We start from the raw sequence: 26529 nt of genomic DNA, 5'->3' as shown, positions 1-26529 counted from the left end.
GAGGCACAGTGAGCAATGAAATGAACGCGGTTATGATCGATGACTTGGTTAAATACCTTGGTCGCACCTATCCCGAAATGATCGCCTCCGGGGTGCAACTTCCCGGTGGGCCACCTAAAGGTATCTTCGACGACAGCGACACCGTGGCAATGTCTCCCTGGCCTGGAATCGAATTGAATTTTTGGGCTAGCAGTCAACGCTTTGAAATGCTGTTCATCAGCTTGCTGGAGAGTTTCAAAGGAGCCTCAATCTACAAGGGAAGCCTACCCTATCAACTTAAAAATCGAATGGATCAGGGATGGATACGGTCCCGCTATGGAGAACCTCTGGAGTCAAGAGCACCTTTCAAAATGCCCATACGCGGTATGACGGGAGGGTGGGATATTTATCGTTTTCCGAACATCCACAAAGGGAATATGGCGGTTTTTAAATACAACGCCGAAATGGAGGTTGAAGATGTAGTGTTCGAGCTGAACGAAAGATCAAGCGCTTAGCTCTGCAGGGACAATGCTGGTTGATGTGAACGCCGCAATGATCGATGACCTGGTTAAAAGCCTTGGCCTTACCTATTCCGAAATGATTACCTCCGGGATGTATCTTCCCGGCGAGTCTCCAAAAGGTATGTTCGAGGATGTCGATACTGTTGCCATGTGGCCTGAGGCAGGCATTGAGCTTGAGTTCTGGGCCAGCACTCAGCGCTTTGAGGCTTTGTATATCTCCCTGCAAAAGAGCTTCCCCGAGGAGTCAATCGTATGCGATCCATAAACCCCACCTACCGTATGGCCGTGGTATGAAGTCAGGTATCCGAGTCGGATACATGCTCCACTTGAGTTCTTACCCCAAACAACCGGTCGGCTATCTGCCGACCTCGCTCCAGCCCTTCAGCCGTCAACCAAATCGATTTGTTCTTGTTCACCGGATTGCTGATGAAACCATGTTCATGCAATCGGCTCATCGTCTCGAAGTCGAACCCTTTCCAAGCATTGCCGTTATCAAAACTGAAGGTTGCCAACAGGGCAAGCACGGCTTCTTCAATCAGTTTATCGTCGTATTCCATGATCGTTGCTCCACTCGTATTCTTTAAACTCACCGTAAACCCCACCAGCCATCAAGATGGATAGCGCGTTTAACTATGCGATACCGGCGAGCAGTTCCAGGGCAGTAAAGCTTCGTAATCCTCAACCGAAGAAGCCGTCGTCAGGCGCTCAAGTGCGTGGCGCAGCCACGCATAGGGCTCTTGGCCGTTGGCTTTAGCTGTCTCGACCAAACTGTAAAGTTGAGCGCTGGCCGTCGCGCCTTTGGGCGTGTCGCTGAACAGCCAGTTCTTGCGCCCGATCACGAAGGGCCGGATCGCACGCTCGGCGGTGTTGTTGTCGATTGGCAAGTAACCGGCTTCGGTGTAGCGCACCAACTTGATCCAGTTGCTGGCCAGGTAGCTGATGGCTTTGCCCAGTGCATTTTGAGCCGTCACTTGTGGCTGGGTTTTCTCCAGCCAGGAGTGCAACTGGGCCAACACCGGCAGGCTGTTTTGCTGTCGGCTTTCATGGCGATGTTCATCGCCGACTTCTTTTAAATCTCGTTCGATACCGTACAGCTTGTTGATCAGATTCAGGGCGATATCCGCACGCCCGGTTTTGCCCTTAGGCTGCACCTTTTGCGCCTCGACAAACTTGCGTCGCGCATGTGCCCAACAGCCTAAACGCTCGACACCGGATTGCGCACCCAAGGCGTTATAACCGGCGTAATCGTCGGTCATCAGGTAGCCGCGATAACCTTCGAGCAGGCGCGACGGAACCTCCTGCGCCCGACTGGTCGAGTAGTCAAAAAGGATCACCGGCTGATTCGGTGGCCCGCCGGTTTGCACCCACATCCAGGATTGGCTGGTGGGTTCCCGACCGGGCTCTTTCATCACCTGGACCCGCGTTTCGTCACAGTGGATGACGCGACTTTCCAGCAGTCGATCCCGCATCAAGTTGAGCAAGGGTTGCAGATGTTCGCCGCACTGGATCACCCAGCGCGCCAAGGTTTGGCGTGGAATATCGATGCCGTGGCGGCCCAGCACTTTTTCGAAGCGGTGTAGTGGCAGGCCATCGACGTATTTGGTCGTCAGCAACATCGCCAACACACTGGGGCTGGCCATACTCTTTTCGATCAGTTGCGCCGGCTTGTCAGCGGTAACCGGCGCGGTTTCACAGCCACGGCAGGCGTAGACCTTGCGCACATGTTTGATCACGCGAATTTGCATCGGCACGATTTCGAGCTGCTCGCTGATTTCCTCGCCAATGGCGTGCTTTCGGCAACCGCAGGCACAGGTCAGCTCGTGCTCGGGCAGTTCGTGAATGACCTCGATACGCGGAAGATCGGCGGGCAGAGGCTTGCGTTTGCCCCGTCGCTTGGTCGGCGCGACGACCCCTTCTTCAACCGCTTCGTCGACCGTCTCGGCGACGCTTTCAGCTTCGTTGAACAAGGCCATTTGCGGGGTCGAAGAATCGGCTGTCTGCTCTGACTTGCGCCCGAAAAGGCGCTGACGCAACAGCGCGTTTTCTTCTTCGAGATGAACGATTTTGCCCTTATCCGACTCGCGCTCACTCAGCATTTGCTCAAGCAGTTGCTTGAGCAAAACGGGGTCGTCAGGAAGGTCTTTGGGCATTGAAATCATGCCCTGGATTATACCGAATCAGGCGACGAATCGAGGCGTCAAAACTTGATGCGGGCGGTTGCGCCACAAATCAAAACCGTCCAACAACCAGTTGAGTTCTTGAACCGTCAGCACGATGGCTTCATCCGAACAATCCGGCGATGTTTTGAAACGCTCGGATTCCAGCCGCTTCAGCCAAAGGCAAAAGCCGTTGCGCTCCCAATACAAAATCTTCACTCGGTTGCGAGGCTTGTTGAGGAACACGAAAAGCACCGGGTCAAACACCGCAACCTTGATGTCCAGTTCAACCAGAGCGGCGAGGCCGTCGATGGATTTTCGGAAGTCGACAGGCTTGGGATAGAGATAGACTTTTTCGACTTTTGCGTCGGGACGCATCATGAGGTGCTGGCTCCGGAAAGGAATCGGGAGCACAGCATCAGGGATCAGGTGGTGACTTTGAATGTGGGGTTTATGGAGCGGTTACCCAGAAAGCGGGTCAACCCCAATCAAGTCTAAAAACCCTAAGGATGGTCTGGAAAAGCCCCTTCTCGAAAAATGCAATCCAGTAACCATGTGGCTTACAGGTCTACGGTTCCGTAAAAAGCGGGCTTTTTCATCGTTGCCAGCGTGCTGGCGCTGTCGTTGTTATTTAGCGGGGGTTCGTACTACTGCATCGAACGGCCGGCGTTGAAGCTGCGTCATGGGCTTCGGGCCGGCGCGAGGCATGAGTCGGCGCAGGGGCGGGAAGTAACGGCTTGATGCGGGTGGTGGCTGGCGTCGCCGCCTGGGCCCATGAGGGTTCCACCTTCTACATAATTTCATTTACTTGACCAGTCATTTGCATCGAACTTGACTAGCGCTTCGTAACTATAACCGGCAGAGAATTACTCAGGTTGTGTGAAAATATTTTAGAAAACGTTTTGTGGTTGAAAGAGTAACTTGCACAAGCTGAAAAATAGATTTTTCGTATATGTCATTATGCCGAAGTTGCTTTGGCGGAGGCCACATTTTTATCTCCTTTGCCCTCATTGCAGGCTATGCAGCACTTGGCGATATTTATGCGGGTAACGGTTCTGGCATCGTTGATGACAATTTTTCAAGAGGGTTTGACTCAATTGTTATTTTTTACCAATAATCTCTTTTGTGGAGTAGGCAATAAAGCTCAGAAGTGAAAAGCATTTTAGAGAGTTTATTTCCGTTCCATAGTCAAGGTGATTTCGGTGGCCGTGCATTATGCCATTGCGATTTGGAGCTTTGCTTTTTGCTTGTGCACTGCTTTTAGATATTCCGGCGTTATGGTGATTTTTAAGTTTGAATGGTTCAAGGAATACATCGGTAAACATATTTGCTTCAATTTTACCGTTTTCTATTAGCTTTTTGATTTTTTCTTCTGTGTCGTTGCCGGTAAAAAGAAAGCTTTTAAGGGATTCGCAGCAAACCCCATCTGCTTGTGCTAGAAAGAGAGGTATGGCAGCGATATAAGCTCCTGATTTGTGCAGGCTAAAGGCCGCTTCGAGGATGTGTGCTCGGTTAGGACAAAGCTCAATTATTCTTTGTGTAATATCCTCCCAGTCGGCGTTGAGGTGCATGCTCATTAACTCATCCACAGATTGTGGTTCTGTTTCTGGGGTATAGAAAAAGGTAAACCAATTCGGATACCAGCCACTTTCGGCCATTACGCTGATATCTGCTTTTCTTGCTTGTTGCCAACACTGAGCGGCCTCTGTAATTTTGGCTAAAGTGGTGGCTATCTGATCAAGAAAGGGGTGGTGCGCCTTCAAGGTTCTCTGAAAGTCTCTGGCTATTGGTCCTATAGTTTCATCAATCTTCTGAATGTATGGGAGCATTGTTTGGTTAAGATGATGATTTATTTTTTGTGCGGGAGCGGTAACTTGCTCGATTTTTTCTAGAAACTTCTCAAGATTATTCATGGCTTAAATTACATAACGTTCAGGTCAAGGGACGGCCGCTTGTGGCCGTCCCAGTCAGTGAAATGAGCTATTTAAACTTACTTTTTTTTCCGGCTCACTGCTGGCTCTTTAGACTTTTTAACGTATTCAGTAGTCGGTGGAGGAGGTGGGGGCGTTTTGTTACTGTTTTGAGTTTTCTTTTCTGTGTCACTCATTTTGTAATCTCCATATATATAGTTAATGAAGCGGCGACAGCTAGCCCCCAAGCGCTTATGGCTAGCTCTTGGTAGGCCAATTCAAGATTCTTTGATTTTTCATCGATTACTTCTGCAAGTTGCTCTAGTGTACCAATGTAGCAGTTGTATAGGTATGTTGATTGGGTTTCTATATCAACAGCGGTAATGTACTCAGCGGCTACTCTGCTTCGCGGGAGTACAGGGCACTCTCCAATACGCAGCGCCAACAAGGAGTGCCCCCATGCACAAGATATGGAAAATGAGCCTATTAGAAATGCTATGAGAATAATCCAGCCAGCTGGGGATTCTGGATGAAATACAATTCCTTTATTTGTTCCTGCGATTGCAGTGATTGCGCCTATTACTACGGATGCAAAGGTTAGGAGCTTCGCGCATTTATTTTCAAAATGATCAAATCGAGACTGCTCTTCGCTGTAACGATCTTTTAGGTATTCCAGTGTTGTCTTCATGTTGGTCTTGAAGGAGTCCTATAGCGATTAGGCTAACGGCGACAGAGCACCGTCCCAGCGAACGAAGTGAACGACTTGTTTCACTGAGAACCCATTAAAATAATTTCTAGACTATCAACGGAGGCTCCAGAACGTCCTTTTGAGTCCTTTCTCATTGCTGAGACCATATTGGCGAAACAATTTCTTTGCTCGCTAGTATTCAATGCTGAACCTATCTGCTCAAAAGCAGCAAGAGAAGAAACTACTGCTTCTGATCCGTATAGGCAGATTCTTGATTTGGAGTCAACCATTCTGGCGAGTAGTTCTCGGCTCTCTGGTGACTGCGACTGCAGTGCTAATGTAGCTTGCTCACAAACGGACTTTAAATAATCCGTATACGCCTGAGTTCTAAGACTTCGATGGTGTTTCTGGTTTTCAAGATGACGGGTAAATATATACTGAAGGGACGCGCCGGCTATAACTCCTAGGAATGATAAAAGGGCGATGATCACAAGTCGGTGCTCCTCAAGGCATATAACTACTATTAGGCGACATGCCATGTCGCGTTTCTTGTCGTCCTGTAAGTCTTTGTCTAGCTTAGAGGTGTCGCGACAAGCGCGACATCGCCCAGAGAGAAACACGACAAGGGTAACGGCAAGCCCAGCAGTCTTCTAGATTCGAAAGCCGCATCGGTGACGCTACCTATTTGCCATCACTATGTCCACCGTCCGCTCCTGGTCCAGGCTGTATGAAAACGACTTACCGTTTTGAAGCCTGCGTTGCTATGTAAAATCTATCGGCGTTTGGTTAGTCAGCTAGACCTAAGGTTTGCGTAGGAACGCAATTTCGTTGCGTTTCTGACCATAAAACGTTCCCTAATGCCTGTGGCCATCGGCAGCAATGGGTTGCTTTCTATCGATAATGACTACGAAGCGTGTTGGTCAAGTCCGATGCAATCGGCGGTCATATCGAATGCAAATAGGTGGGCAAGTGGGTAATTTCGCACCTGCAGGGTGCGCCCCGCTCATGGACGACCGAGCGAGGCGTCTCCTGGTTGTTGCACCGGCTGTTCCCCTGGCATCTGCCTCAGGCCTGAACAACCGGCTCGGGCCTCGAGGATCAAAGGGCAGTGCTCGGGCCTGGGGTGGTCGCCGTGGCCTCGTCCGGGGAATACATCCAGCGCAGCAGCGAGTGGCGCCCGCTGATCCCCATCTTGATCGCCGCCCGCTTGAGGTAGCTCTCGACGGTGTGCACCTTGAGCTTCAATTGCCCGGCCAGCTCGGGGGCGGTGCGCCCGAGCTGGCCGACGCAGACCTGCATTTCCCGGTTCGACAGCTTCAGCCCCGACTGCCGCAGGCGCGCGGCGAAGCGCAGGCGCAGGGTTTCCAGGCCCTGGTGTTCCAGGCTGGCGGCGGCTTCGGGGTCGTCCCCGGTGGCGTTGTGCGGCTGCAGCGCCGCCAGGTGTTTTTCCACCATGGGCAGCAGCAGTGGGGAGAAGTCCTGCAGGAGGATGCGTTCCTGGTGCGAGAAGCTCTGGGACTGGCAGGAACGGTAGACCGAGATCACGTAGCGGTAATCGTCCTTGTGGCTGGTCAGGTGCAATTGCGCGGCAGTCTCGGCAGGGCGTGCCGTCGGATTCTTGCCGGATGGGGCGAGCGTGGAGTCGCTGTAGACCTCGTCGCGGGCGTTCCTGGGCTGCGATTGACCCTCTGAATACACACGCATCTGGGTGATATGCGTGGCGTCCACCGCCAGTTGGGTGCGTATCAGATCATGCAGCATGCGCGGAAAACTGCGACTGCCGGTGCTGGCGATGACCTTGCCAATGTGTGGGAACAGTATTTGTGAGTTCATCATTTCATCCATGAGTTTCGTGTTGCGCGACACTTGCCTTAGTAAGCGACGAGTGCGGCGAGACTATGTTTAGAGCCTTTCGCCGGATTCGTCGCCGCCTCGTATCCTAGTACAGGGTTCTGGTGGCGGTTTAATGAAATACGGCAAAAAGACACAGGCAGAGCGTTTTCCTTACGCAATGCCGGCGCTGCTTGGCCAACCCTGGCCGCCTGCAACTGGTTCTATCCTTTTGGATGGCGTCAATGTGCCATCGTTTGGCCTGTCGACATGCCCAGAAACGGACATGGCGTCTGGCCGGTCGAGCATCAGGGGGATAGGGCTCGAGCCCGACCTGGATCGGGATGAGCACGGCAGTGGACCCGCCAGGGCGGCGGGTCCGAAAGGGCTCAGAGTGTTGGCAGCTGGCCGATGCGACCGAACATTTCAGTGACGATCTGCAGGTCCAGCTGGAACTGCTCGACGGTCTTGAACTCGTTGTCGTTGTGGCCGGTGTACTTGACCTCGGGACGGGCCAGGCCGAATTGCACGCCGTTGGGCAGTTCATGCACCGAGGTGGCGCCGGCGGAGGTGCCGAACTTGTGCTGCATGCCCAGGTTCTCGCTGGCCACCGCCAACAGCGCCTTGACCCATTCACCCTCGGGGTTGCGGTACATCGGCTCGGCGATCTTGTAGTCGAAGTTCACCGCGACCTGGTTCTTCTTGCTCCAGGCGGCCAGCTTGTCGGCAATTTCCTTTTTCAGCACCTCCGGGGTCTTGCCCTTGGGCACGCGCAGGTTGACCGCCAGCTTGAAGGCCTGTTCATCCTGGCCGACATAGGTCAGGGAGGTGGTCAGCGGGCCCATGAAGTCATCGGCGAAACCGACCCCCAATTTGTTGCCCAGGTAGTCCAGGCTCCAGTTGTCGGCGGCGTAGCGGGCGGCATCGGTGATTGGGTTGTGCTTGAGCGCGACCTTGCCATCGAGGCCGTTGATGAAGTCGAGCATGCGCGCCACCGGGTTGACCCCGGACTCGGGCTCGGAGGAGTGGGCGGACACGCCGGTGACCGTCAGCTTGACGTCCTTGCCTTCGACCTTGGCGGCCACGCTGAAGTCGCCGCCGTGGGCCTTGGCGTATTCGTTGCCGGCCTTCTGCAGGCTGGCGGCCAGTTCGGCGGGCTGGTCGGTCACCAGGGTGGCGACCGAGGCGCCCGGGATCTGGTTGGTGGCCAGGCCGCCGGTCATCGACACGATTTCCGCACCTTTGCCTTCGGCGGTACGCCGCGGGAAGCTGGCCATGACGGTGCCGTAGCCTTTTTCGGCGATCACCACCGGGTAGCCGCCATCCAGCGCCAGGTTGTAATTCGGCGTCGGGTTGCGTTCGAAGTAGTAGGGGATGGCGTCGCCGCTGGTTTCCTCGGTGGTGTCCACCAGCAGCTTGAAGTTGCGCGCCAGCGGCAGCTTCTCTTCCTTGATGATCTTCATGGCGTACAGGGCTACGACTATGCCGTTCTTGTCGTCCTCGGTGCCGCGGCCATACATGCGGTCGCCGACCAGGGTGACCTTGAACGGGTCGAGCTTGGTGCCGTCCTGCAGCACCCAGTTCTCCGGTGTCACCGGCACCACGTCGGCATGGGCGTGGATGCCTACCACTTCTTTGCCGCTGCCTTCCAGGGAGATCTCGTAGACGCGGTTGTCGATGTTGCGAAAGTTCAGGTCGAAGGCCTTGGCCAGGGCCTGGATCTTGTCGGCGATCTTGAGGAACTCAGGGTTCTCGTGCTGGGGCACGCCGTCGACGCGCACGGTGGGGATAGCCACCAGTTCGCGCAGGGTTTCGGTGGCGGCCTTGCCGTACTTCACCCGCGCATAGAGGCCCAGCAGGCGATGGATCTCGTTCTGCTGCTCGGCGGAAAGCGTCTTGTTGTCGAGGAAGGCGGTGATGGTCGGACCGAGGTTGGCGCTCTTGGCCAGCTCGCTCTTGCCCAGGGTGCCGAGGAACTGGCGGAAGTCCTTGACCGATGCATCGGCGAAGCTCTTGAGAATCGCCGCGTTCTGCTGCGGGGTGATGTTGGCGTGGGCGGTCGTGGTGAAGGCTGACAGGCTGGCCAGCATCAGGGTGGCCGCGGCCAGTTGCTTGAGGGAAAAATCCATTGCGGGAGGCGTTCCTTGCAGATTGTTAGGAAATATCTGACCTCCCACGCTAACACCACGGGGGACTGGTACGGGAGTCCCCGAAGTGGGATCTGTCGCACAGAAATGCAAAAGCGGCGCAGAAACGAAAAAGCCCCGGGAGGGCTAATGCCGATCAGTTAAGGCCGATAATGGGGCTACTGTAGGCGCGAGCTCGCTCGCGATGGACCATCAGGCGCTACACGTTAGAAAAAGCTCCAGATTCCTGGGTAGCTCTAGCGAACAGAGCTTTTCGATAGCGCTAATTTGCTCCGGGGTCAGCCGATAATCGTAAACACAATCATCATCCGCTGCCCAACCCATAATTGGCTTAAGGTCCGCGACAGAAACTGGAAGATCCTTTTCAAAGGATGCGAAGTCCTCGCCTTCGGGAACTCCCATAATCGTGTGCTTCATGGTTCTACCTTCCTTGTTGGATCTGCGGGTTTATTCTGAGCGCCTGTCTCGTGGTTGTACTCACCAAGGTGCTTACCGCGCTTGTTGTACACCTCGACCGCGCCATGCTGAAAATCCCATTCGTAGATTGTGCCGTCTCTGCTCTTCCAGCGTGGGCGTATAGCGCCACCACCTTGAACCGAGGTCTTTGCTTTGGCCCATTTAGCGTCTGGAAATGCTGGCAAGGAGTTAGGCTTAGGATGGTAGCGGCCACCCAGCACGCTGAGCGCAATATAAATCGGTTGGATGCCCGTACTGGGGAACCAGATGATTGCGTCTTGGTAGTCGGGGGGATGCTTCGGGTTGACCAGTATCTTATCGGCCTGCTCGGTCGGCGGGTATACCCAGACCCCAGATTTCAACGAGGCGCCTTCCAGTGCGGGAATGCCCAATACAGCATTTGGGTCAGCCGCCGGAGTCCATATGACCTCTATGCCATTCCCAATGTCAGCTACCAGTTGATTGCCGCGTGCCTTCGCTTCGATCACACGCACCTGCTGCCACTCCGTCTTTGTCCCGGTATAGAACCCGTACACACTCACAGAGCTATCTGGCAGGTGTTTTACGTTGACTCGTACGCGGGTGTTCCCTTGGCTCAACTGCGCGTACTGCTCGGACGTATAGAAGGCGCTGTCAGTCGAAGTATCGTTAGGCAGCAGTAACGCAGCGAAGCCAACAGCTGTGGGACCGGCCAGCGCCAAAGTACCGCCAAGACGGGCCAAGAGGGTAGAAGCACTGCCTGAGCCACCAATCCATTGCAGTAGAGTTCCGCTTGCAGATATCACTGGACCGGTGCCCATCACCGCATAGGTGCCGTACTGCTTCAGCGACTCGACAGGTACGAAGCCGCCTGGGTTGCTGTGGTTTATCACCCCATTGGGCAATGTGCAGGACTTGGCAAAGACACAGCCTTTGAGCAGTGGCGGAGGTGTCTTTCGGGGAATCGGTTCGGGGTCTTTAGGAGGCGGCGGCTCTTTGATGGCTCGTCTGCGTTTATCGTGCAAAAGCTTTTCGAGCCTTGCTTTCTCTTTCATTGCTTGGTCATAGCACACTTTGCAATGGTGACCTTTCCAGCTCCCTGCGGCCATACAGCAATCATCCCATGATAAGTAGACCGGACAACCTACAGTGGGAGGGTACTCAGGGGCTTTAGGACAATTCTCAATGTGGGTGAAGATTTACCACCCCCCCTTCGAGAATCTGCAAAAAAACTGAATGACCACATCAATACGCATATGTGCCCAGGCTCCCCCGTGGGGGCCTTATCGCGGACATGCGCGCCTCTGGATTGGCCGTCAGGGGTCACCAAGGAAGCGCCAAGCCTTGTCCCAAGGGCGTTACAAGAGTATTCACCGTGCCCACTGGTCCCGCTACGATGGCCGCATAGCTATTTCATTGCTCATTTTTGACGGCAACCTTTAGCGTGCGTCAGCCTGGATAACCGAGCTGCAACGGCAGTCGTCCAGGCTGGCGTGTGAGTGTACGTCAGGGTTTGGGTGCGGCCGAGCTCGCCGCAGCCAGCCCGGGTTCGACCTGCGACGCCGGGCGGGCGATCACGCTGATGATGCTCAAGGCGGCAATCACCAGCCCCGGCGAGGTCGCCAGCAAGACCCCGCTGGTGCCGGCGCCGGCCGCGAGGATCTGTCCGGCGGCGAGGGGGCCGGCCACCGATCCCAGGCGGCCGATGGCCACTGCGGCACCGACGCCGGTGGCGCGCACCAGGGTCGGGTACGAGGGTGGGGCCAGGGCGTACAGCACCAGTTGCGCGGCCATCACGAACAGCCCCGCGGCGAACCCGGCGCAGGCCATGGGCAGCAGGCCCGCCGACAGGCCGACCCCGGCCAGCGCCGCGAGCAACCCGGCGTAGACGAACAGCACCACCTTGATGCCGTTGCAGCGATCCAGCAGCAGGCCGCCGAGCAGCGAACCGAGGGCGCCGCCGAGGTTGAACAGCATCTGCACCAGCCCGGCCTGGGGTTTGCTGAAGCCTTGCTCCAGCAGCAACGACGGCAGCCAGTTGAGCAGCATGTACATCACCGTCAGGGTGAAGAAATAGCTCAGCCACAAGGCCAGGGTGGTGCGCGCCCGGCCTTCGCCGAACAGCGCCTGGCCGGTGGAGAGGCGGGTCAGGCCGGGGTTGCCTTGTTGCTGGCGAAAGGCGCTGGACTCGGGCAGCAGCAGGAGCATCAGCGGCACCACCAGCAGCGGCGCCAGGCCGCCGACGATAAAGGTCGCCTGCCAATGGTCGGTGAACAGCATGGCCACCAGCGCCGCCAGGGCGCCACCCATCGGCACCCCGGCGTACATGATGCTGATGGCGGTGCCGCGGCGTTGCTCGCCCGCGGCCTCGGCGCACAGGGCGATCAGGTTGGGCAGGGCGGCGCCCAGGCCCAGGCCGGTCATGAAGCGCGCCAGCAGCAGGCCCGACAGGCTGGCGACATAGGCGGTGGCGAGGGAGAACAGGCCGAACAGCAGCACGGCGCCGATGAGGATTTTCTTGCGGCCGATGCGATCGGCGATCCAGCCGCCGAAGAAGGCGCCGGGCAGCAGGCCGACGATCCCGGCGCTGAACACCCAGCCCAGCATTTTCGGGTCCAGGGCGAAGCTCTGGCGCAGGCCCGCGGCGGCGGTGCCGGCGGCTTGCAGGTCGAAGCCTTCGATCAGGGCAACGATAAAACACAGGGCGATGGTCAGCGTCGTGCGACGCGATGGAGTGTCCATGGCAAACCTCATTGTTGTTTTTGTTGGGGGCGGACGCAGCGGAACGCGCCTGTTCGCTCGAGCGTTGGCAGGCGAAATTAAGATTAACAAAGATAACTAAAAATTGAAGGGTGACCGGATTGGCCTTAAAGATCGATTTAGTTTTATGTAAATCAATGGCTTGTTGGTTTTATCTGGCGTTATCTAGAAAATAGATAAGAATATTAATGTTCGATTATCGGTCATTGTGGATTGACGCCAGCCCTTGGCTGTTTCCATTCTCTGGCCGTGGACGCCTGCCATGGCCGGGCGATCCCGTTCCGCAAAACAACAACAATAAGTGGACTCGAACATGCCGAACCTCTCACGCAACGCCCTTGCGGCGCCGCTGGCCCTATCTGTTCGCCTGTGCTGCCTGGCCCTCTCGGGGCTGGGCGTGGTGGCCGCTCCGGCGCAGGCCGCGGGCTTTATCGACGACAGCCACGGCACCCTGACCCTGCGCAATTACTACCTCGACCGCGACTACAAGGACGGCGGCGCGAAAACCGCGGCCCGGGAATGGGCCCAGGGAGCGATCCTGAACCTGGAGTCGGGCTTTACCCCGGGGACCGTCGGCTTCGGCCTGGACGCCCGCGGGCTGCTGGGGATCAAGCTCGACTCGGCGCCGGACCGCAGCGGCACCGAACTGCTGCCGGTGTCGGCCAGCGACAAGCGCGCGGCGGACGAATACTCGCGCCTGGCGATGACCGCCAAGCTGCGCCTGGCCCAGACCAGCGTGAAGACCGGCGATGTGTCGATCTTCCTGCCGTTCGCCTTTGCCAGCCCGTCGCGGCTGCTGCCGCAGACCTTTCGCGGCACCACCCTCAGTTCCAAGGACATCGACGGCCTGACCCTCAACACCGGCTATATCGACCGCATCAACAAGCGCGATTCCACCGACTACCAGGCGCTGAGCATCGCCTCGCCGAACCGGCGCTTCAACGGCGCGGCCACCTCGTCGCACATGGCTTACCTGGGGGGCGATTACCAGGTCGATCCGGACCTCAGCCTGCGCGTCTACCACGCCGAAGTGGCGGACCTCTACCAGCAGGACACCCTGGCCCTGCTGCATAACTTCAAGCTCGGGGACGGGGTGCTGAGCAGCGACCTGCGCAGTTTCTTCAGCCGCGAAGACGGCAGCGCCAAGGCCGGCAAGGTGGACAACCGCAACCTCTCGGCGCTGTTCGCCTATCGCTGGGGCGGGCATCGCCTGAGCCTGGGCTACATGCACGCCAGCGGCGACACGGCGACGCCTTACCTGTCGGGCACCGAATTGATGGGCATGAGCGAACTGACCATGAGTTCCGATTTTCTCAATGCCCGGGAACGGACCTGGCAGGCCATCTACGACTACGATTTCGCCGCCGCCGGGCTGCCCGGGCTGAAGAGCCGCCTGCGCTACGTGCGCGGCGACCATATCGAACTGGCGGCGCTGAATGCCGAGGACCGCAAGGAGCGGGAGTTCCAGATGGAGCTGGGGTACGTGATCCAGAGCGGGCCGCTGAAGAACCTCGGGCTGCTGGCGCGCAAGTCGATCTACCGCAACGACTTCCCCGCCGGCGCGGCGTTCCGCGATGAAAACCAGACCCGCTTCCTGGTGCTCTACACACTGCCGATCTGGTAACGCCGCGAGCCGCAGCTCCTGACCCTGTAGCCGCTGCCGAGCCCGCGAGGCTGCGATCGGCAACGCAGTTGCCGCAAAACCTGCCTCCGCGATCTGCCTGGATAAAGGCGTTCGCCGGGTTGCGACGGCTGCGCCGCCGATCGCAGCCTGCGGCAGCGGCTACAGGGATCGCGGTGTCGGGGTAGCCGCTGCCGAGCCCGCGAGGCTGCGATCGGCAACGCAGTTGCCGCAAAACCTGCTTTCGCGATCTGCCTGGATAAAGGCGTTGGCCGGGTTGCGACGGCTACGCCGCCGATCGCAGCCTGCGGCAGCGGCTACAGGGATCGCGGTGTCGGGGTAGCCGCTGCCGAGCTCGCGAGGCTGTGATCGGCAACGCAGTTGCCGCAAAACCTGCCTCCGCGATCTGCCTGAATAAAGGCGTTCGCCGGGTTGCGACGGCTGCGCCGTCGATCGCAGCCTGCGGCAGCGGCTACAGGGATCGCGGTGTCGGGGTAGCCGCTGCCGAGCCCGCGAGGCTGCGATCGGCAACGCAGTTGCCGCAAAACCTGCTTCCGCGATCTGCCTGGATAAAGGTGTTCGCCGGGTTGCGACGGCTGCGCCGTCGATCGCAGCCTGCGGCAGCGGCTACAGGGATCGCGGTGTCGGGGTAGCCGCTGCCGAGCTCGCGAGGCTGCGATCGGCAACGCAGTTGCCGCAAAACCTGCCTCCGCGATCTGCCTGGATAAAGGCGTTGGCCGGGTTGCGACGGCTGCGCCGCCGATCGCAGCCTGCGGCAGCGGCTACAGGGATCGCGGTGTCGGGGTAGCCGCTGCCGAGCCCGCGAGGCTGCGATCGGCAACGCAGTTGCCGCAAAACCTGCCTCCGTGATCTGCCTGGATAAAGGCGTTCGCCGGGTTGCGACGGCTGCGCCGCCGATCGCAGCCTGCGGCAGCGGCTACAGGGATCGCAGGCTGGCGGCTACTGCTGGTAGACCTTTTTCAGCAGCCTGAGCAGCTCTTCGCGCTCCTGGTCGTCGAGGGAGGCGGTGGCGTCCTGGTCGCTCTCGGCGGCGATCAGCTTCAGTTCCTTGAGCAGGGTCTCGCCGGTCTTGCTGAGGAAGATCCCGTAGGAGCGCTTGTCCGGTTTGCAGCGCACCCGCACCGCCAGCGCCCGCTCTTCCAGCTTGTTCAGCAACGGCACCACCTGCGGCGGCTCGATGGCCAGCGCCCGGGCCAGGTCGGCCTGCATCAGCCCGGGATGCTGCTCGATGATCGCCAGGGCCGAGAACTGCGCCGGCCGCAGGTCGTGGCTCGACAGGCGGCCAATCAGGTTCTGGAACAGTTTCAACTGCGCCCGGCGCATGGCGTAACCGATCAGGTCGTCCAGGGTGGAGTCCAGGGGCGCCTGGGCTTCGCTGTCGGCGACGGGGGCCTCGGCGGCGGTGGCTATCTTGTTGGAAGACTTGGCCATTGCAGGGGAAATCCTCGGGCTGGCAGTTAAGAAGGCTATCTAGTTTGCCGGGATTGACCGGGGATAGCCATGGCCGCTGGCAGATGTCTTGGCCTTGAAACGCTCCGGGCACCTGAGAAAGTTTGGTTAATTTTATTAATAGTTAATTGACATAACTAATTCGGCGGTTTAGTTTTTGCCCATCTCAAGCCAAGAACAAAGAGAGCAATCGCCATGAGCAACTACGAAGGTCGCTGGACAACCGTCAAGGTCGAGATCGAAGAGGGGATCGCCTGGGTCATCCTCAACCGCCCGGAAAAACGCAACGCCATGAGCCCGACCCTGAACCGCGAGATGGTCGACGTGCTGGAGACGCTGGAGCAGGACCCGGCCGCCGGCGTGCTGGTGTTGACCGGCGCGGGCGAAGCCTGGACCGCGGGCATGGACCTCAAGGAATACTTTCGCGAAGTGGACGCCGGCCCGGAGATCCTCCAGGAAAAAATCCGCCGCGAGGCCTCGCAATGGCAATGGAAGCTGCTGCGCATGTACGCCAAGCCGACCATCGCCATGGTCAACGGCTGGTGCTTCGGCGGCGGCTTCAGCCCATTGGTGGCCTGCGACCTGGCGATCTGCGCCGATGAAGCGACCTTCGGCCTCTCGGAAATCAACTGGGGCATCCCGCCGGGCAACCTGGTGAGCAAGGCCATGGCCGACACCGTGGGCCATCGCCAGGCGCTGTACTACATCATGACCGGCAAGACCTTCGGCGGGCAGAAAGCCGCCGAGATGGGCCTGGTCAACGAGAGCGTGCCGCTTGCGCAACTGCGCGAAACCACCGTCGAGCTGGCGCGCAACCTGCTGGAGAAGAACCCGGTGGTGCTGCGGGCCGCCAAGCACGGCTTCAAGCGCTGCCGCGAGCTGACCTGGGAGCAGAACGAGGATTACCTGTACGCCAAGCTCGACCAGTCGCGCCTGCTGGACACCGAAGGCGGTCGCGAGCAGGGCATGAAGCAGTTCCTCGACGACAAGAGCATCAAGCCCGGCCTGCAGGCTTACAAACGCTGATGCAAACCCGGCGGGCGGCAGCGTCCGCCCGCTGTTCGGCGCAGCGCCCAGGCGCCGGCGTGAACCGCTCCACTGTATTCCCGATAACGACAATAAAGAGGAATCACCATGCTGGACGTGCCCCTGCTGATCGGCGGCCAGTCGTGCCCCGCCCGCGACGGTCGAACCTTCGAACGGCGTAATCCGGTGACCGGCGCCGTCGCCTCGCGCGCCGCCGCCGCCACCCTGGAAGACGCGGACGCCGCCGTGGCCGCGGCCCAGGCGGCATTCCCGGCCTGGGCGGCGCTGGCGCCCAATGAGCGACGCAGCCGCCTGTTGCGCGCAGCCGGGCAATTGCAGGCCCGTAGCGCGGAGTTCATCGCCGCGGCCGGCGAGACCGGGGCCATGGCCAACTGGTACGGCTTCAACGTGCAACTGGCGGCGAATATCCTGCGCGAAGCCGCGTCCATGACCACCCAGATCAATGGCGAGGTCATCCCCTCCGACGTGCCCGGCAGCTTCGCCATGGCCCTGCGCCAGCCGTGCGGCGTGGTGCTGGGCATCGCGCCGTGGAACGCCCCGGTGATCCTCGCCACCCGCGCCATCGCCATGCCGCTGGCCTGCGGCAACACCGTGGTGCTCAAGGCGTCCGAGCTGAGCCCGGCGGTGCATCGGCTGATCGGCCAGGTGTTGCAGGAGGCCGGCCTCGGTGACGGGGTGGTCAACGTCATCAGCAACGCCCCCGAGGACGCCCCGGCCATTGTCGAGCGGCTGATCGCCAACCCGGCGGTGCGCCGGGTCAACTTCACCGGCTCGACCCGGGTCGGGCGCATTGTCGGCGAGCTCTCGGCGCGGCACCTCAAGCCGGCCCTGCTGGAGCTGGGCGGCAAGGCGCCGCTGCTGGTGCTGGAGGATGCCGACCTGGATGCCGCGGTGCAGGCCGCGGCCTTTGGCGCCTACTTCAACCAGGGGCAGATCTGCATGTCCACCGAGCGCCTGATCGTCGATGCACGGGTGGCCGAGGACTTTGTCGCCAGGCTGGCGGCGAAGATCGCCAGCTTGCCGGCGGGCAACCCGGAGGCCGCGGACTCGGTGCTCGGTTCGCTGGTGGACGCCAGTGCCGGCACGCGCATCAAGGGGCTGATCGACGACGCCCTGGAGCAGGGCGCGACCCTGGTCGCCGGTGGCCAATTGGCCGGCAGCATTCTGCAGCCGACCTTGCTCGACGGCGTCACCGAGGCCATGCGCCTGTACCGCGAGGAGTCCTTCGGGCCGGTGGCGGTGGTGCTGCGCGGCGCGGGCGACGAAGCACTGTTGCGGCTGGCCAACGATTCCGAGTTCGGCCTGTCGGCGGCGATCTTCAGCCGCGACACCGGGCGCGCCCTGGCCCTGGCGCAACGGCTCGAGTCGGGCATCTGCCATATCAATGGCCCGACCGTGCACGACGAGGCGCAGATGCCGTTTGGCGGGGTCAAGGCCAGCGGCTACGGCAGCTTTGGCGGCAAGGCGGCCATCGAGCAGTTCACCCAGTTGCGCTGGATTACCCTGCAGAACGGTCCACGGCACTATCCGATCTGAACTCCGGCCCCCGGACCCAACAATCACAAGGCCCCAGCCCCTGGCTGCCAGGTCCCCGGCCGAGTTCGCCGGCGATAGGCCTTGATGGAGGACAAACACGTGAATTCCGAATTCAGATCGCCAGCGCCGAACGCGGCCGACACGCCGCCTTATCGCCAGGTGGCCATCGCCCATCCCGCGGTCGAGGTCAGCGAAGAGCAGGGCATCCTGCACATGCGTTCCCTGGAGCCCCTGGCCGAGCTGCCGACGCGCCTGCTGGACCGCCTGGTGCATTGGGCCTGGGTGCGCCCGCAGCAGACCTTTGTCGCCGCGCGCCAGGACGGTGGCGACTGGCGCCGGGTGAGCTACGCCGAGATGCTGGCCAGCGTGCGCGCCATCGCCCAGAGCCTGCTGGGGTATGGCCTGTCGGCCGAGAGGCCGCTGGTGCTGCTTTCCGGCAACGATATCGAACACCTGCAACTGGCCCTGGGGGCGATGTACGCCGGCATTCCCTATTGCCCGGTGTCGCCAGCCTATTCGCTGTTGTCCCAGGATTTCGCCAAGCTGCGGCATGTCTGCGACCTGATGCGGCCCGGGCTGGTGTTCGTCAGCGATGGCGCGGCTTTCCAGCGGGCGATCGAGGCCGTGCTGCCGGGCGACACGCCGCTGATCGTGGTGCGTGGCGCCGTGGCGGGCCGGTCGCAGCGCGATTTTGCCAGCCTGTTGCAACACCCCGGCGACGCCGAGGCCGAAGCGGCGTTCGCCGCCACCGGCCCGGACAGCATCGCCAAGTTTCTCTTCACCTCGGGTTCGACCAAGCTGCCCAAGGCGGTGGTCACCACCCAGCGCATGCTCTGCGCCAACCAGCAGATGCTGTTGCAGACCTTCCCGGTGTTCGGCGAGGAGCCTCCGGTGCTGGTGGACTGGTTGCCGTGGAACCACACCTTCGGCGGCAGTCACAACCTCGGCATCGTGCTCTACAACGGCGGCACCTTTTACCTGGACGACGGCAAGCCGACGGCCCAGGGCTTTGCCGAAACCCTGCGCAACCTCAAGGAAATCGCCCCCACCGCCTACCTGACGGTGCCCAAGGGCTGGGAAGAACTGGTCAACGCCCTGGAGCAGGACGGCGAGTTGCGCGAGCGTTTCTTCTCGCGCATGAAGCTGTTCTTTTTCGCCGCGGCCGGCCTGTCCCAGAGGGTCTGGGACCGCCTCGACCAGGTGGCCGAAGCCCATTGCGGCGAACGCATCCGCATGATGGCCGGGCTCGGCATGACCGAGGCGTCGCCGTCCTGCACCTTCACCACCGGGCCCTTGTCCATGGCTGGTTATATCGGCCTGCCGGCCCCGGGTTGCGAGGTGCGCCTGGTGCCGGTGGACGGCAAGCTGGAGGGGCGTTTTCGCGGGCCGCACATCATGCCGGGTTACTGGCGCGCGCCGCAGCAGACCGCCGAAGCCTTCGACGAGCAGGGTTTCTACTGCTCCGGCGATGCGCTGAAACTGGTCGACGCCGCCGATCCGCAACTGGGCCTGATGTTCGACGGGCGCATCGCCGAGGACTTCAAGCTCGGCTCCGGGGTGTTCGTCAGCGTCGGCCCGTTGCGCAATCGCGCGGTGCTCGAAGGCTCGCCCTATGTGCAGGACCTGGTGGTGACCGCGCCGGACCGCGAATGCCTGGGGGCGCTGGTGTTTCCGCGGCTGTACGAATGCCGGCGGCTGGCCGGCTTGCCCGCGAATGCCAGCGATGCCGAGGTCCTGGCCAGCGCGCCGGTGCGGCGTTGGTTCGGCGATTGGCTGCAACGCCTCAACCGCGAGGCCAGCGGCAACGCCAGCCGCCTGGAGTGGATCGCGCTGCTCGACGAACCGGCCTCCATCGATCGTGGGGAAATCACCGACAAGGGCTCGATCAACCAGCGCGCGGTGTTGCAGTGGCGGGCTGACAAGGTCGAGGCGCTGTATCGCGGCGAGGAGCCTTCGATCCTGCGCGCCGAGCCTGGCTTGTGAGAGTCGCGGCCCCCTGAGGGCCGCAATGTCGCCAGTGCCGTGGCCACGGCACTGGACATCCCCCGGAAGCGCTTCGCCAGCGCCGCCGAGGTCGCCATCTTGCGCAAGAGTCCTTTGGCGCATGGTCATTCGGACCACCTTCACCTATGACCTGAGCATCCAAGTGACGCCACAGCGGACCGCTGCGCTGAATGTCTGTTTTCCCTGGTTGCAATCCACGCCCCTTGCATTCAACTGAACCGGCTTCTGGCCCGCGGCTTTTTTCTATAGCCTACGGCTCCGCTTCGCCCGAGAGGTGGCGGGAGCAGGGTTTTCGGTGGATGCCAGGATTCGACATACACTGGATCTACGTTCGGTAGGGTAAAGAAGGCGAGGGCGTATGGCGGTTGAGCGACGGGATTTCAGTGGCGGCATGAAGGGCAAGAACCTGCGTTACCTGGAAGAAACGCGGGTAGCGCCCGCGGCCACTACCCGGGCGGGTTTCCTGCTGCTCGAACACTTCTCGTTGCCGGCCTTCACCCAGGCCCTGGATACCATCGTCACCGCCAACCTGCTGCGTCCTGCCTTGTTCTCGCCGCGCACCTTTGGCTTGCAGGACGGTGAAGTCACCAGCGACCTCGGGCTGGTGATCCGCCCCGATGCGCGCCTGAGCGCTCAGGCGCTCAAGGAGCTGGACCTGCTGGTGATCTGCGGTGGCTACCGCACGGAACTCAAGGCCGATCCCGAGCTGGTCAGCCTGCTGAAGGCCGCGGCCGAGCTGGGCATCACCCTGGCCGGGCTGTGGAACGGGGCGTGGTTCCTCGGCGTCGCGGGGTTGCTGGAGGGTTACCGCTGCGCGATCCACCCGGAACACCGCCCCGCGCTGGCGGAGATTTCCAAGGTCACCCATGTCACCAGCGAAGCCTTTGTGGTGGACCGCGACCGGCTCACCGCCTCCAGTCCCGCCGGCGCCTTCCATATGGCCCTGGAGTGGATCAAGGGGTTGCACGGCAAGGCGCTGGTCGAGGGTATCGAGGACATTCTGTCGTTCGAGGAGTCCCGCTACCGGCGCATCAAGCCGACCCTGCACATCTCGTTGAGCGCGCCCTTGCGCGAGGTGGTCAATCTGATGGACGCCAACCTCGAGGAGCCGCTGCAAATGGAGCAACTGGCGGAGTACGCCGGGCGTTCCCGGCGGCAGATCGAGCGCCTGTTCAAGGAGCAACTGGGCACCACGCCACAGCGCTATTACCTGGAGCTGCGCATCACCGAAGCGCGCCGATTGCTGCAGCACACCGAGCTGTCCCAGGTCGAGGTGCTGGTGGCCTGCGGCTTCGTGTCGCCGAGCCATTTCAGCAAGTGCTACAGCTCGTATTTCGGTTACCGGCCTTCGAAGGAAAAGCGCCTGGTGAAATGACCGCGGACGTCAGCGTCCATCAGCGTTCGAGCCACCAATATAAAAGTGTCTCATCCTCGTCATCATCCAGGTTTTTATAGATGTTGGAGTAGTACCACTGAGTCGCTGTCCTATCTCGAAACCTGTTAAAGAGGTCGTTGATCTTCTCCATCCCATTGCGCGCCGGAACCGCCAATGACAGGTTTCCCTCAAATACACCGTCCAGGGTTCCACCCAACTCGCAGGCCACGGCGTTTTCCAGCCAGGCTATTTCTTCTTGAGGAATAGCGTCCGCATAGATCTGGATGCAGAAATTCCCACCTCGTTTCAAGACGACGGCAGGTGCTTCTCTGTCTTTGATTGAAACAATATCTCCCCGTGCCAGGTTCAGCGCGATACCCGGAGAGGAGAGCAGTTCGTAAATATCCTGATCGATCTTGCGAGCGGGCAGCTCTTCAAAAAAAGGGCCGTCATCATCTGCTACATAAACTTGGATCAGAACGGCTGCTTCTTTGTCGTTCATGCACTGCTCCGTAGCTGTAGCTCTTCGCTGAATAATTGGCTTGTAACCAACCCTGAAATGGCTCTTGGATTTCTGTGCCCATATCTCATCTCAAGATCATCGATTTTTTGAAATAACCCCCGTCATGTACTGATGCAGGTCGCGCAGATCCTTAATGCTCCAAGCGTGCGGCGGTATCTTTACACCGTTCTCTTGCAAGGTTCTTGGAATCAGGTCTCCATTCGGGCGAAGTATGATCGATGACACAATAACGCCCGGGTAATCATTGAGCCGTTTCTTGAAAGCGGATGTCGTGAGGTCGGGTGTTGGCGGGGTGCTTTTATTGGCCAAGGGTCCGGTTCCCTTGATCTCGGCTCCGTGGCACACGGCACATCTCTGGGAGTAGAGTTTTTTCCCGTTGGCATTGTCCGCGAAGGACAGTGGTGTTTGAGCGAGCGATAGAATTCCTAGCGAAGCGATGAATAGTACTTTCACTTTCCATGTGGCCTTGTTGTATGAATTAGTCTGAATCGAGGGCAAACCCCGGCGGTGCCACTGCAACACTCAATGCTCTCGATAACATTTGAACCGAAGCAAAGCCTGCCCATCTCAAGCGCTCGGCAATTGTGACTCAAGAGACTCAATGTCTTCGATTTCTTGAGGGGCGATCATATTGCTTTTTGGCGCCTGTAAATGACATGGATTCAATCGTTATCGCCTTCCGGCAAGCGCTGCATGGCCCGGTCGGCCGGGTTTAAACCTGCTTGGCCTGGCGCCCGCGCGGCTTGGGTTTTGCCGGCACGCTGTCGCCATATTCGCTCCACCAGATGGCCAGCGCCTCCATTGTCGGCCCCAGCGCGCGGGCCTTGGCGGTGATCTCGTATTCGACCCGTGGCGGCACTTCGGCGAAGACCGTGCGCGACACCAGCCCGTCCTTTTCCAGCTCGCGAAGTTGCGCGGTCAGCATGTGCTGGGTGATGCCGCTAATGGCTTTTCGCAGCTCGCCGAAGCGGTAGACCCGCTGATTGAGCAACCACATGATTTCCAGCTTCCACTTGCCTGAGAGCAGGGCGAATGCCCGGCGCATACCCAGCCCTGTCCTGTCGGTTTGTTTAACGCCCACCAGCGCTCACGCCGCCACGTTCGATGCCTGGAAAGGCGCGCGCGTGGCGGCGCGGGCCGCCAATGCCGCCAGCCCGGCGGCCACCACCAGCACTGCCGCGCTCAGTTCGAAGGTCGCCTGATAACCGCTCAGGTCGAAGGCCAGGCCGCCCACCGTGGCGCCCGCGGTTATCGCCAGCTGGATGATCGCCACCATCAAGCCGCCGCCGGCTTCCGCATCGTCCGGCAGCGCGCGGGTCAGCCAGGTCCACCAGGCGACCGGAGCGGCGGTCGCCACCAGTCCCCAGAGACCCAGCAGGACGCTGGTGACCGACACCGAAGCGCCAAACGCCACCAGGGCCATGGCGATCGCCGCCATCATCAGCGGGATGATGATCAGCGTGCGATACAGCGCGTTTTTCAGGAAAGCTTCGATCAGGAAGGTGCCGGCCAGGCCGGCGACGCCGATTACCAGCAGCATCAGCGACAGGGTCGACACCTGGACCTGGGTGACCGTTTCCAGGAAGGGCCGCAGGTAGGTGAACAGCATGAACTGGCCCATGAAAAACAGGCTGACCGCCAGCATGCCCAGGGCCACCGGGATTCTTTTCATCAGGCTGAAGGCATTGCCGGTGCCGGCGGCAGGCTGCGCTTTCAGCGGTGGCAGGCTGACCAGCAGCCAGACGGAGGCGAGAGCGGCCACTGGCACCACGCAAAAGAACGCCCCGCGCCAGCCGATCAGCGAGCCGAGGAAGCTACCCAGGGGCGCGGCGATCACGGTCGCCAGGGCATTGCCGCCGTTGACGATGGCCAGGGCGCGCGGCACCTGGTTCTGCGGCACCAGGCGCAGGGTGGTGGCCGCCGACAGCGACCAGAAGCCGCCGATCGCCACGCCGATCAGCGCGCGACCGGCCATGAAACTCAGGTAGTCCGGGGCGAATGCCACCAGGGTTCCGGAGACGATCATCAACAGGGTCAGGGACAACAACAGCCGCTTGCGGTCGACCCGGGCCGCCACCGAGGCGATCAGCAGGCTGGTGAACAGGGCAAACAGGCCGGAGACGGCAATGCCCTGGCCGGCTTGCCCCTCGCTGACCTGCAGGTCCGCGGCGATAGGCGTCAGCAGGCTGACCGGCATGAGCTCGGAGGCCACCAGGGCAAAGGCGGCGAGGGCCATGGCCAGCACGGCGCCCCAGGTGTGCCGGCCCTCGGGCGATTCGGCGTGGAAGGTAGCGGTCATGGAGACAGGTTTCCTGTATGGCTGGAAGCGCCCGTGCTGACCGACGAGCTTTGTGGGCCGGGTCTTGCGGGCGCTTCGGTTTATAAGTGGGTGCACGGCAGGCGCGTGAATGACGACCGACAGCCTTGCCGGTCAGCCGCCCCGGCGCTGGAGCAGGTCCAGTCGCGACCGGGGAAAACGCGGCACCGGAACCGGTACCGCGAAGCAAAGGGTGCCCAAGCTGGGCACCCACCGAACTACCTAAGGTGGCTCGGGATCAGGCGATTGCCGCGCTCAGCCCGCCAGGGTGGCGTTGTCGATAACGAAACGGTACTTGACGTCGCCCTTGAGCATGCGCTCGTAGGATTCGTTGATCTGGTCCGCGCGCACCAGTTCGATGTCGGCGACGATGCCGTGCTCGGCGCAGAAGTCGAGCATCTCCTGGGTCTCGGCAATGCCGCCGATCATCGAGCCGGCGAGGGTCCGGCGCTTCATGATCAGGTTGAACACATTGGGCGAGTCATGGGGAGTCGCCGGGGCGCCCACCAGGGTCATGGTGCCGTCGCGCTTGAGCAGCACCAGGAACGCGTCGAGATTGTGGGGCGCGGCTACGGTGTTGAGGATCAGGTCGAAGCTCTTGGCGTGGGCGGCCATTTCCTCGGCATTACGCGACACCACCACTTCGTCGGCGCCCAGTTGCAGGGCGGCCTCGCGCTTGGCGTCGGAGGTGGTGAACGCCACCACATGCGCGCCCAGCGCATGGGCCAGCTTGATGCCCATATGGCCGAGGCCACCGATGCCGACCACGCCGACCTTCTTGCCGGGGCCGACGTTCCAGTGGCGCAGCGGCGAATAGGTGGTGATACCCGCGCACAGCAGCGGCGCGACGGCGGCCAGTTGCTCCTCGGGGTGGCGGATGCGCAGCACGTAGCGCTCGTGAACCACGATCTGTTGCGAGTAGCCGCCCAGGGTCCAGCCCGGGGCGTCCGGGGTCGGGAAGTTATAGGTGCCGATCATGCCGTCGCAGTAGTTCTCCAGGCCGTCCTCGCAGTCGGCGCAGTGCTTGCAGCTGTCGACGATGCAGCCGATGCCGACCAGGTCGCCCGGGCGGAAACCGTGCACATGGGCGCCGACCGCCGCGACCCGGCCGACGATCTCGTGGCCGGGCACGCAGGGAAATTGTGTGCCTTGCCACTCGGCGCGTACCTGGTGCAGGTCCGAGTGGCAGATGCCGCAGAAGGCGATGTCGATCTGCACGTCATGGGCGCCGGGGGCGCGGCGGGTGATCTGCAGGGGTTGAAGAGGTTGGTCGCCCGCATGGGCGCCATAGGCGTTGACTAACATTGCACACTCCATCCAGCGTTACGTTGGATGGTCATTTTCCCGGCCAGGCCCAAGTGGCCTGTAGTGCATTACGCTGGAATTCTTGCCCGATTCTCTGGACTTTGTTTTTTTCGGTAGGACAGCCGCAAGGGCCGGGTTAACGTTTGGCGAGGAGGGTACACACCGACATGACACGCCAACACGACACTCACACCCAAACGCCCCAGGAAACCCTCGCGCGCATTATTGGTGCCCGGATCAAACACTCGGGAGACTACTCGACAGCGATCCCCGGTCTGGGTTTCTTTCGCCGCGACATCCTTTCGCCGCCCTCCGTGTGCATGGTCGAGCCGAGCATCATCCTCGTCGCCCAAGGGGCGAAACAGCTGTGGGTCGGCGGCGAAGCCTACCCGTACGATACCTCGCGCTTTCTCGTTACCTCACTGGACCTGCCGGCCAATTCCGAGGTGACGGCCGCCAGTTTGGAACAACCCTGCCTGGGGCTGGGCTTCAAGCTCGATCCACGGATGCTGGCGGAGCTGGCCGCCCAGGGTGGGCTGCTGCAACCTCGCGATCGAAGCACAGGCAAGGGCGTGGGCATCGGCACCGCGACACCGGCCATGCTCACCTCGTTCGTGCGCTTGCTGGAGTTGCTGGACGAGCCTGAAGCCATCCCGGTGCTGGCCCCGCTGATCCAGCGCGAGATCCACTACCGCCTGCTGATGAGCGACCAGTCGGCGCGGCTGCGGCAGATCGCCTCCGTCGACGGCCAGGGCCACCGCATCGCCAGGGCCATCGACTGGCTGAAACTGAATTACACCGCACAACTGCGGGTCGATGAACTCGCGTCCCGCGTGCAGATGAGCACACCTACCTTCCACCACCACTTCCGCCAACTCACCGCCATGAGCCCGCTGCAATACCAG

Annotated in this window: 25 protein-coding genes; 8 read left to right on the top strand and 17 right to left on the bottom strand. The window is 60.6% G+C overall.

Annotated elements, in window-relative coordinates:
* Nucleotides 1-20: 20 nt before the first annotated feature.
* Together DK261_RS23570 and DK261_RS23565 are read left to right on the top strand one after the other, a co-directional pair.
* The gene (locus tag DK261_RS23570) at nt 21-494 is read left to right on the top strand and encodes a DUF6392 family protein (protein ID WP_164487407.1); all 474 of its coding nucleotides are present in this window, start codon (nt 21-23) and stop codon (nt 492-494) included.
* A gap of 13 nt (nt 495-507) precedes the next feature.
* Nucleotides 508-765: a hypothetical protein gene (locus DK261_RS23565; protein ID WP_371923064.1), complete on the top strand. Its 258-nt coding sequence runs from the start codon at nt 508-510 to the stop codon at nt 763-765.
* A gap of 31 nt (nt 766-796) precedes the next feature.
* Here DK261_RS23565 and DK261_RS23560 read toward each other — a convergent pair whose 3' ends face one another.
* From DK261_RS23560 to mhpT, 11 genes are all read right to left on the bottom strand, one after another.
* Nucleotides 797-1057 (bottom strand): DUF6429 family protein, encoded by a 261-nt coding sequence (locus DK261_RS23560; protein ID WP_110175590.1) that lies wholly within the window; start codon nt 1055-1057, stop codon nt 797-799.
* A 69-nt stretch (nt 1058-1126) separates the two neighbouring features.
* On the bottom strand, nt 1127-2659 hold the full coding sequence (locus DK261_RS23555) for an IS66 family transposase (protein WP_110175591.1): 1533 nt from the start codon (nt 2657-2659) through the stop codon (nt 1127-1129).
* A gap of 18 nt (nt 2660-2677) precedes the next feature.
* Nucleotides 2678-3037, bottom strand: coding sequence for an IS66 family insertion sequence element accessory protein TnpB (gene tnpB / locus DK261_RS23550; protein WP_019412232.1), 360 nt, complete (start codon nt 3035-3037; stop codon nt 2678-2680).
* Nucleotides 3038-3756: 719 nt separating this feature from the next.
* Nucleotides 3757-4569, bottom strand: coding sequence for a hypothetical protein (locus DK261_RS32955; protein ID WP_146218551.1), 813 nt, complete (start codon nt 4567-4569; stop codon nt 3757-3759).
* 190 nt (nt 4570-4759) lie between these two features.
* Complete coding sequence (locus DK261_RS23540) at nt 4760-5254, bottom strand: hypothetical protein (RefSeq protein WP_110176545.1); 495 nt, start codon at nt 5252-5254, stop codon at nt 4760-4762.
* Between the two features lie 80 nt (nt 5255-5334).
* Nucleotides 5335-5745 carry a hypothetical protein gene (locus tag DK261_RS32950; RefSeq protein WP_146218550.1) on the bottom strand — a complete coding sequence of 137 codons (411 nt, stop codon included), beginning with the start codon at nt 5743-5745 and terminating at the stop codon, nt 5335-5337.
* A gap of 607 nt (nt 5746-6352) precedes the next feature.
* Entirely contained in the window at nt 6353-7087 is a 735-nt protein-coding gene (locus tag DK261_RS23535; protein WP_110176978.1) for a LuxR family transcriptional regulator, read from the bottom strand.
* 386 nt (nt 7088-7473) lie between these two features.
* Complete coding sequence (locus DK261_RS23530; RefSeq protein ID WP_110176543.1) at nt 7474-9213, bottom strand: dipeptidase; 1740 nt, start codon at nt 9211-9213, stop codon at nt 7474-7476.
* A 210-nt stretch (nt 9214-9423) separates the two neighbouring features.
* Nucleotides 9424-9648, bottom strand: coding sequence for a hypothetical protein (locus DK261_RS23525; RefSeq protein WP_016704029.1), 225 nt, complete (start codon nt 9646-9648; stop codon nt 9424-9426).
* Nucleotides 9645-10721 carry a colicin E3/pyocin S6 family cytotoxin gene (locus DK261_RS23520; RefSeq protein ID WP_080710575.1) on the bottom strand — a complete coding sequence of 359 codons (1077 nt, stop codon included), beginning with the start codon at nt 10719-10721 and terminating at the stop codon, nt 9645-9647. The genes DK261_RS23525 and DK261_RS23520 overlap by 4 nt, the downstream gene beginning before the upstream one ends.
* A gap of 451 nt (nt 10722-11172) precedes the next feature.
* Nucleotides 11173-12408: a 3-(3-hydroxy-phenyl)propionate transporter MhpT gene (gene mhpT, locus DK261_RS23515; RefSeq protein ID WP_110176541.1), complete on the bottom strand. Its 1236-nt coding sequence runs from the start codon at nt 12406-12408 to the stop codon at nt 11173-11175.
* Between the two features lie 331 nt (nt 12409-12739).
* Here mhpT and DK261_RS23510 point away from each other — a divergent pair, with 331 nt between their 5' ends.
* Complete coding sequence (locus DK261_RS23510; RefSeq protein WP_110176539.1) at nt 12740-14050, top strand: OprD family porin; 1311 nt, start codon at nt 12740-12742, stop codon at nt 14048-14050.
* Nucleotides 14051-15007: 957 nt separating this feature from the next.
* Here DK261_RS23510 and DK261_RS23505 read toward each other — a convergent pair.
* Nucleotides 15008-15499 carry a MarR family winged helix-turn-helix transcriptional regulator gene (locus DK261_RS23505; RefSeq protein WP_110176537.1) on the bottom strand — a complete coding sequence of 164 codons (492 nt, stop codon included), beginning with the start codon at nt 15497-15499 and terminating at the stop codon, nt 15008-15010.
* A gap of 213 nt (nt 15500-15712) precedes the next feature.
* On the opposite strand from DK261_RS23505, the gene DK261_RS23500 reads away from it, so the two are divergent.
* The 4 genes from DK261_RS23500 (at nt 15713) to DK261_RS23480 (ending at nt 21479) form a co-directional block, all read left to right on the top strand.
* Entirely contained in the window at nt 15713-16543 is an 831-nt protein-coding gene (locus tag DK261_RS23500; RefSeq protein WP_009049514.1) for a p-hydroxycinnamoyl CoA hydratase/lyase, read from the top strand.
* A gap of 108 nt (nt 16544-16651) precedes the next feature.
* Nucleotides 16652-18100, top strand: a complete 1449-nt coding sequence (locus tag DK261_RS23495; RefSeq protein WP_110176535.1) for an aldehyde dehydrogenase — start codon at nt 16652-16654, stop codon at nt 18098-18100.
* 99 nt (nt 18101-18199) lie between these two features.
* Nucleotides 18200-20083: a feruloyl-CoA synthase gene (locus DK261_RS23490; protein ID WP_110176533.1), complete on the top strand. Its 1884-nt coding sequence runs from the start codon at nt 18200-18202 to the stop codon at nt 20081-20083.
* Nucleotides 20084-20462: 379 nt separating this feature from the next.
* Nucleotides 20463-21479, top strand: coding sequence for a GlxA family transcriptional regulator (locus DK261_RS23480; protein ID WP_016704037.1), 1017 nt, complete (start codon nt 20463-20465; stop codon nt 21477-21479).
* A gap of 19 nt (nt 21480-21498) precedes the next feature.
* On the opposite strand, the gene DK261_RS23475 is transcribed toward DK261_RS23480, so the two are convergent.
* The 5 genes from DK261_RS23475 to DK261_RS23455 all read right to left on the bottom strand — a co-directional run bounded on the left by DK261_RS23475 (nt 21499) and on the right by DK261_RS23455 (nt 25624).
* Nucleotides 21499-21981, bottom strand: a complete 483-nt coding sequence (locus DK261_RS23475) for a DUF4265 domain-containing protein (protein ID WP_110176529.1) — start codon at nt 21979-21981, stop codon at nt 21499-21501.
* Between the two features lie 96 nt (nt 21982-22077).
* On the bottom strand, nt 22078-22455 hold the full coding sequence (locus DK261_RS23470; protein WP_080710646.1) for a cytochrome c: 378 nt from the start codon (nt 22453-22455) through the stop codon (nt 22078-22080).
* Nucleotides 22456-22714: 259 nt separating this feature from the next.
* Nucleotides 22715-23047, bottom strand: a complete 333-nt coding sequence (locus tag DK261_RS23465; RefSeq protein ID WP_016704039.1) for a helix-turn-helix domain-containing protein — start codon at nt 23045-23047, stop codon at nt 22715-22717.
* A 42-nt stretch (nt 23048-23089) separates the two neighbouring features.
* Nucleotides 23090-24301 carry an MFS transporter gene (locus DK261_RS23460; protein WP_110176527.1) on the bottom strand — a complete coding sequence of 404 codons (1212 nt, stop codon included), beginning with the start codon at nt 24299-24301 and terminating at the stop codon, nt 23090-23092.
* Between the two features lie 273 nt (nt 24302-24574).
* Nucleotides 24575-25624 (bottom strand): NAD(P)-dependent alcohol dehydrogenase, encoded by a 1050-nt coding sequence (locus DK261_RS23455; protein ID WP_110176525.1) that lies wholly within the window; start codon nt 25622-25624, stop codon nt 24575-24577.
* Nucleotides 25625-25791: 167 nt separating this feature from the next.
* Between DK261_RS23455 and DK261_RS33400 the strand changes: the two genes are divergently transcribed.
* Nucleotides 25792-26529, top strand: a 738-nt coding sequence (locus DK261_RS33400; RefSeq protein ID WP_218278186.1) for an AraC family transcriptional regulator, incomplete at its 3' end; no start/stop codon positions are given.

The organism is Pseudomonas sp. RW409 (assembly GCF_003184125.1).
In the GTDB taxonomy this organism is placed as follows: Bacteria; Pseudomonadota; Gammaproteobacteria; order Pseudomonadales; family Pseudomonadaceae; genus Aquipseudomonas; species Aquipseudomonas chlororaphis_I.
The sequence above is the reverse complement of the archived record's forward strand: the minus strand, read 5'-3'. Positions and strand labels throughout refer to the sequence as shown.

What these genes read in the sequence shown, in the direction of transcription:
- DK261_RS23460 (WP_110176527.1), bottom strand. Translation starts at nt 24,301, where the DNA reads ATGACCGCTACCTTCCACGCCGAATCGCCCGAGGGCCGGCACACCTGG.
- DK261_RS23495 (WP_110176535.1), top strand. Translation starts at nt 16,652, where the DNA reads ATGCTGGACGTGCCCCTGCTGATCGGCGGCCAGTCGTGCCCCGCCCGC.
- DK261_RS23525 (WP_016704029.1), bottom strand. Translation starts at nt 9,648, where the DNA reads ATGAAGCACACGATTATGGGAGTTCCCGAAGGCGAGGACTTCGCATCC.
- DK261_RS23465 (WP_016704039.1), bottom strand. Translation starts at nt 23,047, where the DNA reads ATGCGCCGGGCATTCGCCCTGCTCTCAGGCAAGTGGAAGCTGGAAATC.
- DK261_RS23480 (WP_016704037.1), top strand. Translation starts at nt 20,463, where the DNA reads ATGGCGGTTGAGCGACGGGATTTCAGTGGCGGCATGAAGGGCAAGAAC.
- DK261_RS23530 (WP_110176543.1), bottom strand. Translation starts at nt 9,213, where the DNA reads ATGGATTTTTCCCTCAAGCAACTGGCCGCGGCCACCCTGATGCTGGCC.
- DK261_RS23500 (WP_009049514.1), top strand. Translation starts at nt 15,713, where the DNA reads ATGAGCAACTACGAAGGTCGCTGGACAACCGTCAAGGTCGAGATCGAA.
- DK261_RS23565 (WP_371923064.1), top strand. Translation starts at nt 508, where the DNA reads ATGCTGGTTGATGTGAACGCCGCAATGATCGATGACCTGGTTAAAAGC.
- DK261_RS23505 (WP_110176537.1), bottom strand. Translation starts at nt 15,499, where the DNA reads ATGGCCAAGTCTTCCAACAAGATAGCCACCGCCGCCGAGGCCCCCGTC.
- DK261_RS23520 (WP_080710575.1), bottom strand. Translation starts at nt 10,721, where the DNA reads ATGAAAGAGAAAGCAAGGCTCGAAAAGCTTTTGCACGATAAACGCAGA.
- tnpB (WP_019412232.1), bottom strand. Translation starts at nt 3,037, where the DNA reads ATGATGCGTCCCGACGCAAAAGTCGAAAAAGTCTATCTCTATCCCAAG.
- DK261_RS23555 (WP_110175591.1), bottom strand. Translation starts at nt 2,659, where the DNA reads ATGATTTCAATGCCCAAAGACCTTCCTGACGACCCCGTTTTGCTCAAG.
- DK261_RS23455 (WP_110176525.1), bottom strand. Translation starts at nt 25,624, where the DNA reads ATGTTAGTCAACGCCTATGGCGCCCATGCGGGCGACCAACCTCTTCAA.
- DK261_RS32955 (WP_146218551.1), bottom strand. Translation starts at nt 4,569, where the DNA reads ATGAATAATCTTGAGAAGTTTCTAGAAAAAATCGAGCAAGTTACCGCT.
- DK261_RS23540 (WP_110176545.1), bottom strand. Translation starts at nt 5,254, where the DNA reads ATGAAGACAACACTGGAATACCTAAAAGATCGTTACAGCGAAGAGCAG.
- DK261_RS23560 (WP_110175590.1), bottom strand. Translation starts at nt 1,057, where the DNA reads ATGGAATACGACGATAAACTGATTGAAGAAGCCGTGCTTGCCCTGTTG.
- DK261_RS23510 (WP_110176539.1), top strand. Translation starts at nt 12,740, where the DNA reads ATGCCGAACCTCTCACGCAACGCCCTTGCGGCGCCGCTGGCCCTATCT.
- mhpT (WP_110176541.1), bottom strand. Translation starts at nt 12,408, where the DNA reads ATGGACACTCCATCGCGTCGCACGACGCTGACCATCGCCCTGTGTTTT.
- DK261_RS23570 (WP_164487407.1), top strand. Translation starts at nt 21, where the DNA reads ATGAACGCGGTTATGATCGATGACTTGGTTAAATACCTTGGTCGCACC.
- DK261_RS23475 (WP_110176529.1), bottom strand. Translation starts at nt 21,981, where the DNA reads ATGAACGACAAAGAAGCAGCCGTTCTGATCCAAGTTTATGTAGCAGAT.
- DK261_RS23535 (WP_110176978.1), bottom strand. Translation starts at nt 7,087, where the DNA reads ATGAACTCACAAATACTGTTCCCACACATTGGCAAGGTCATCGCCAGC.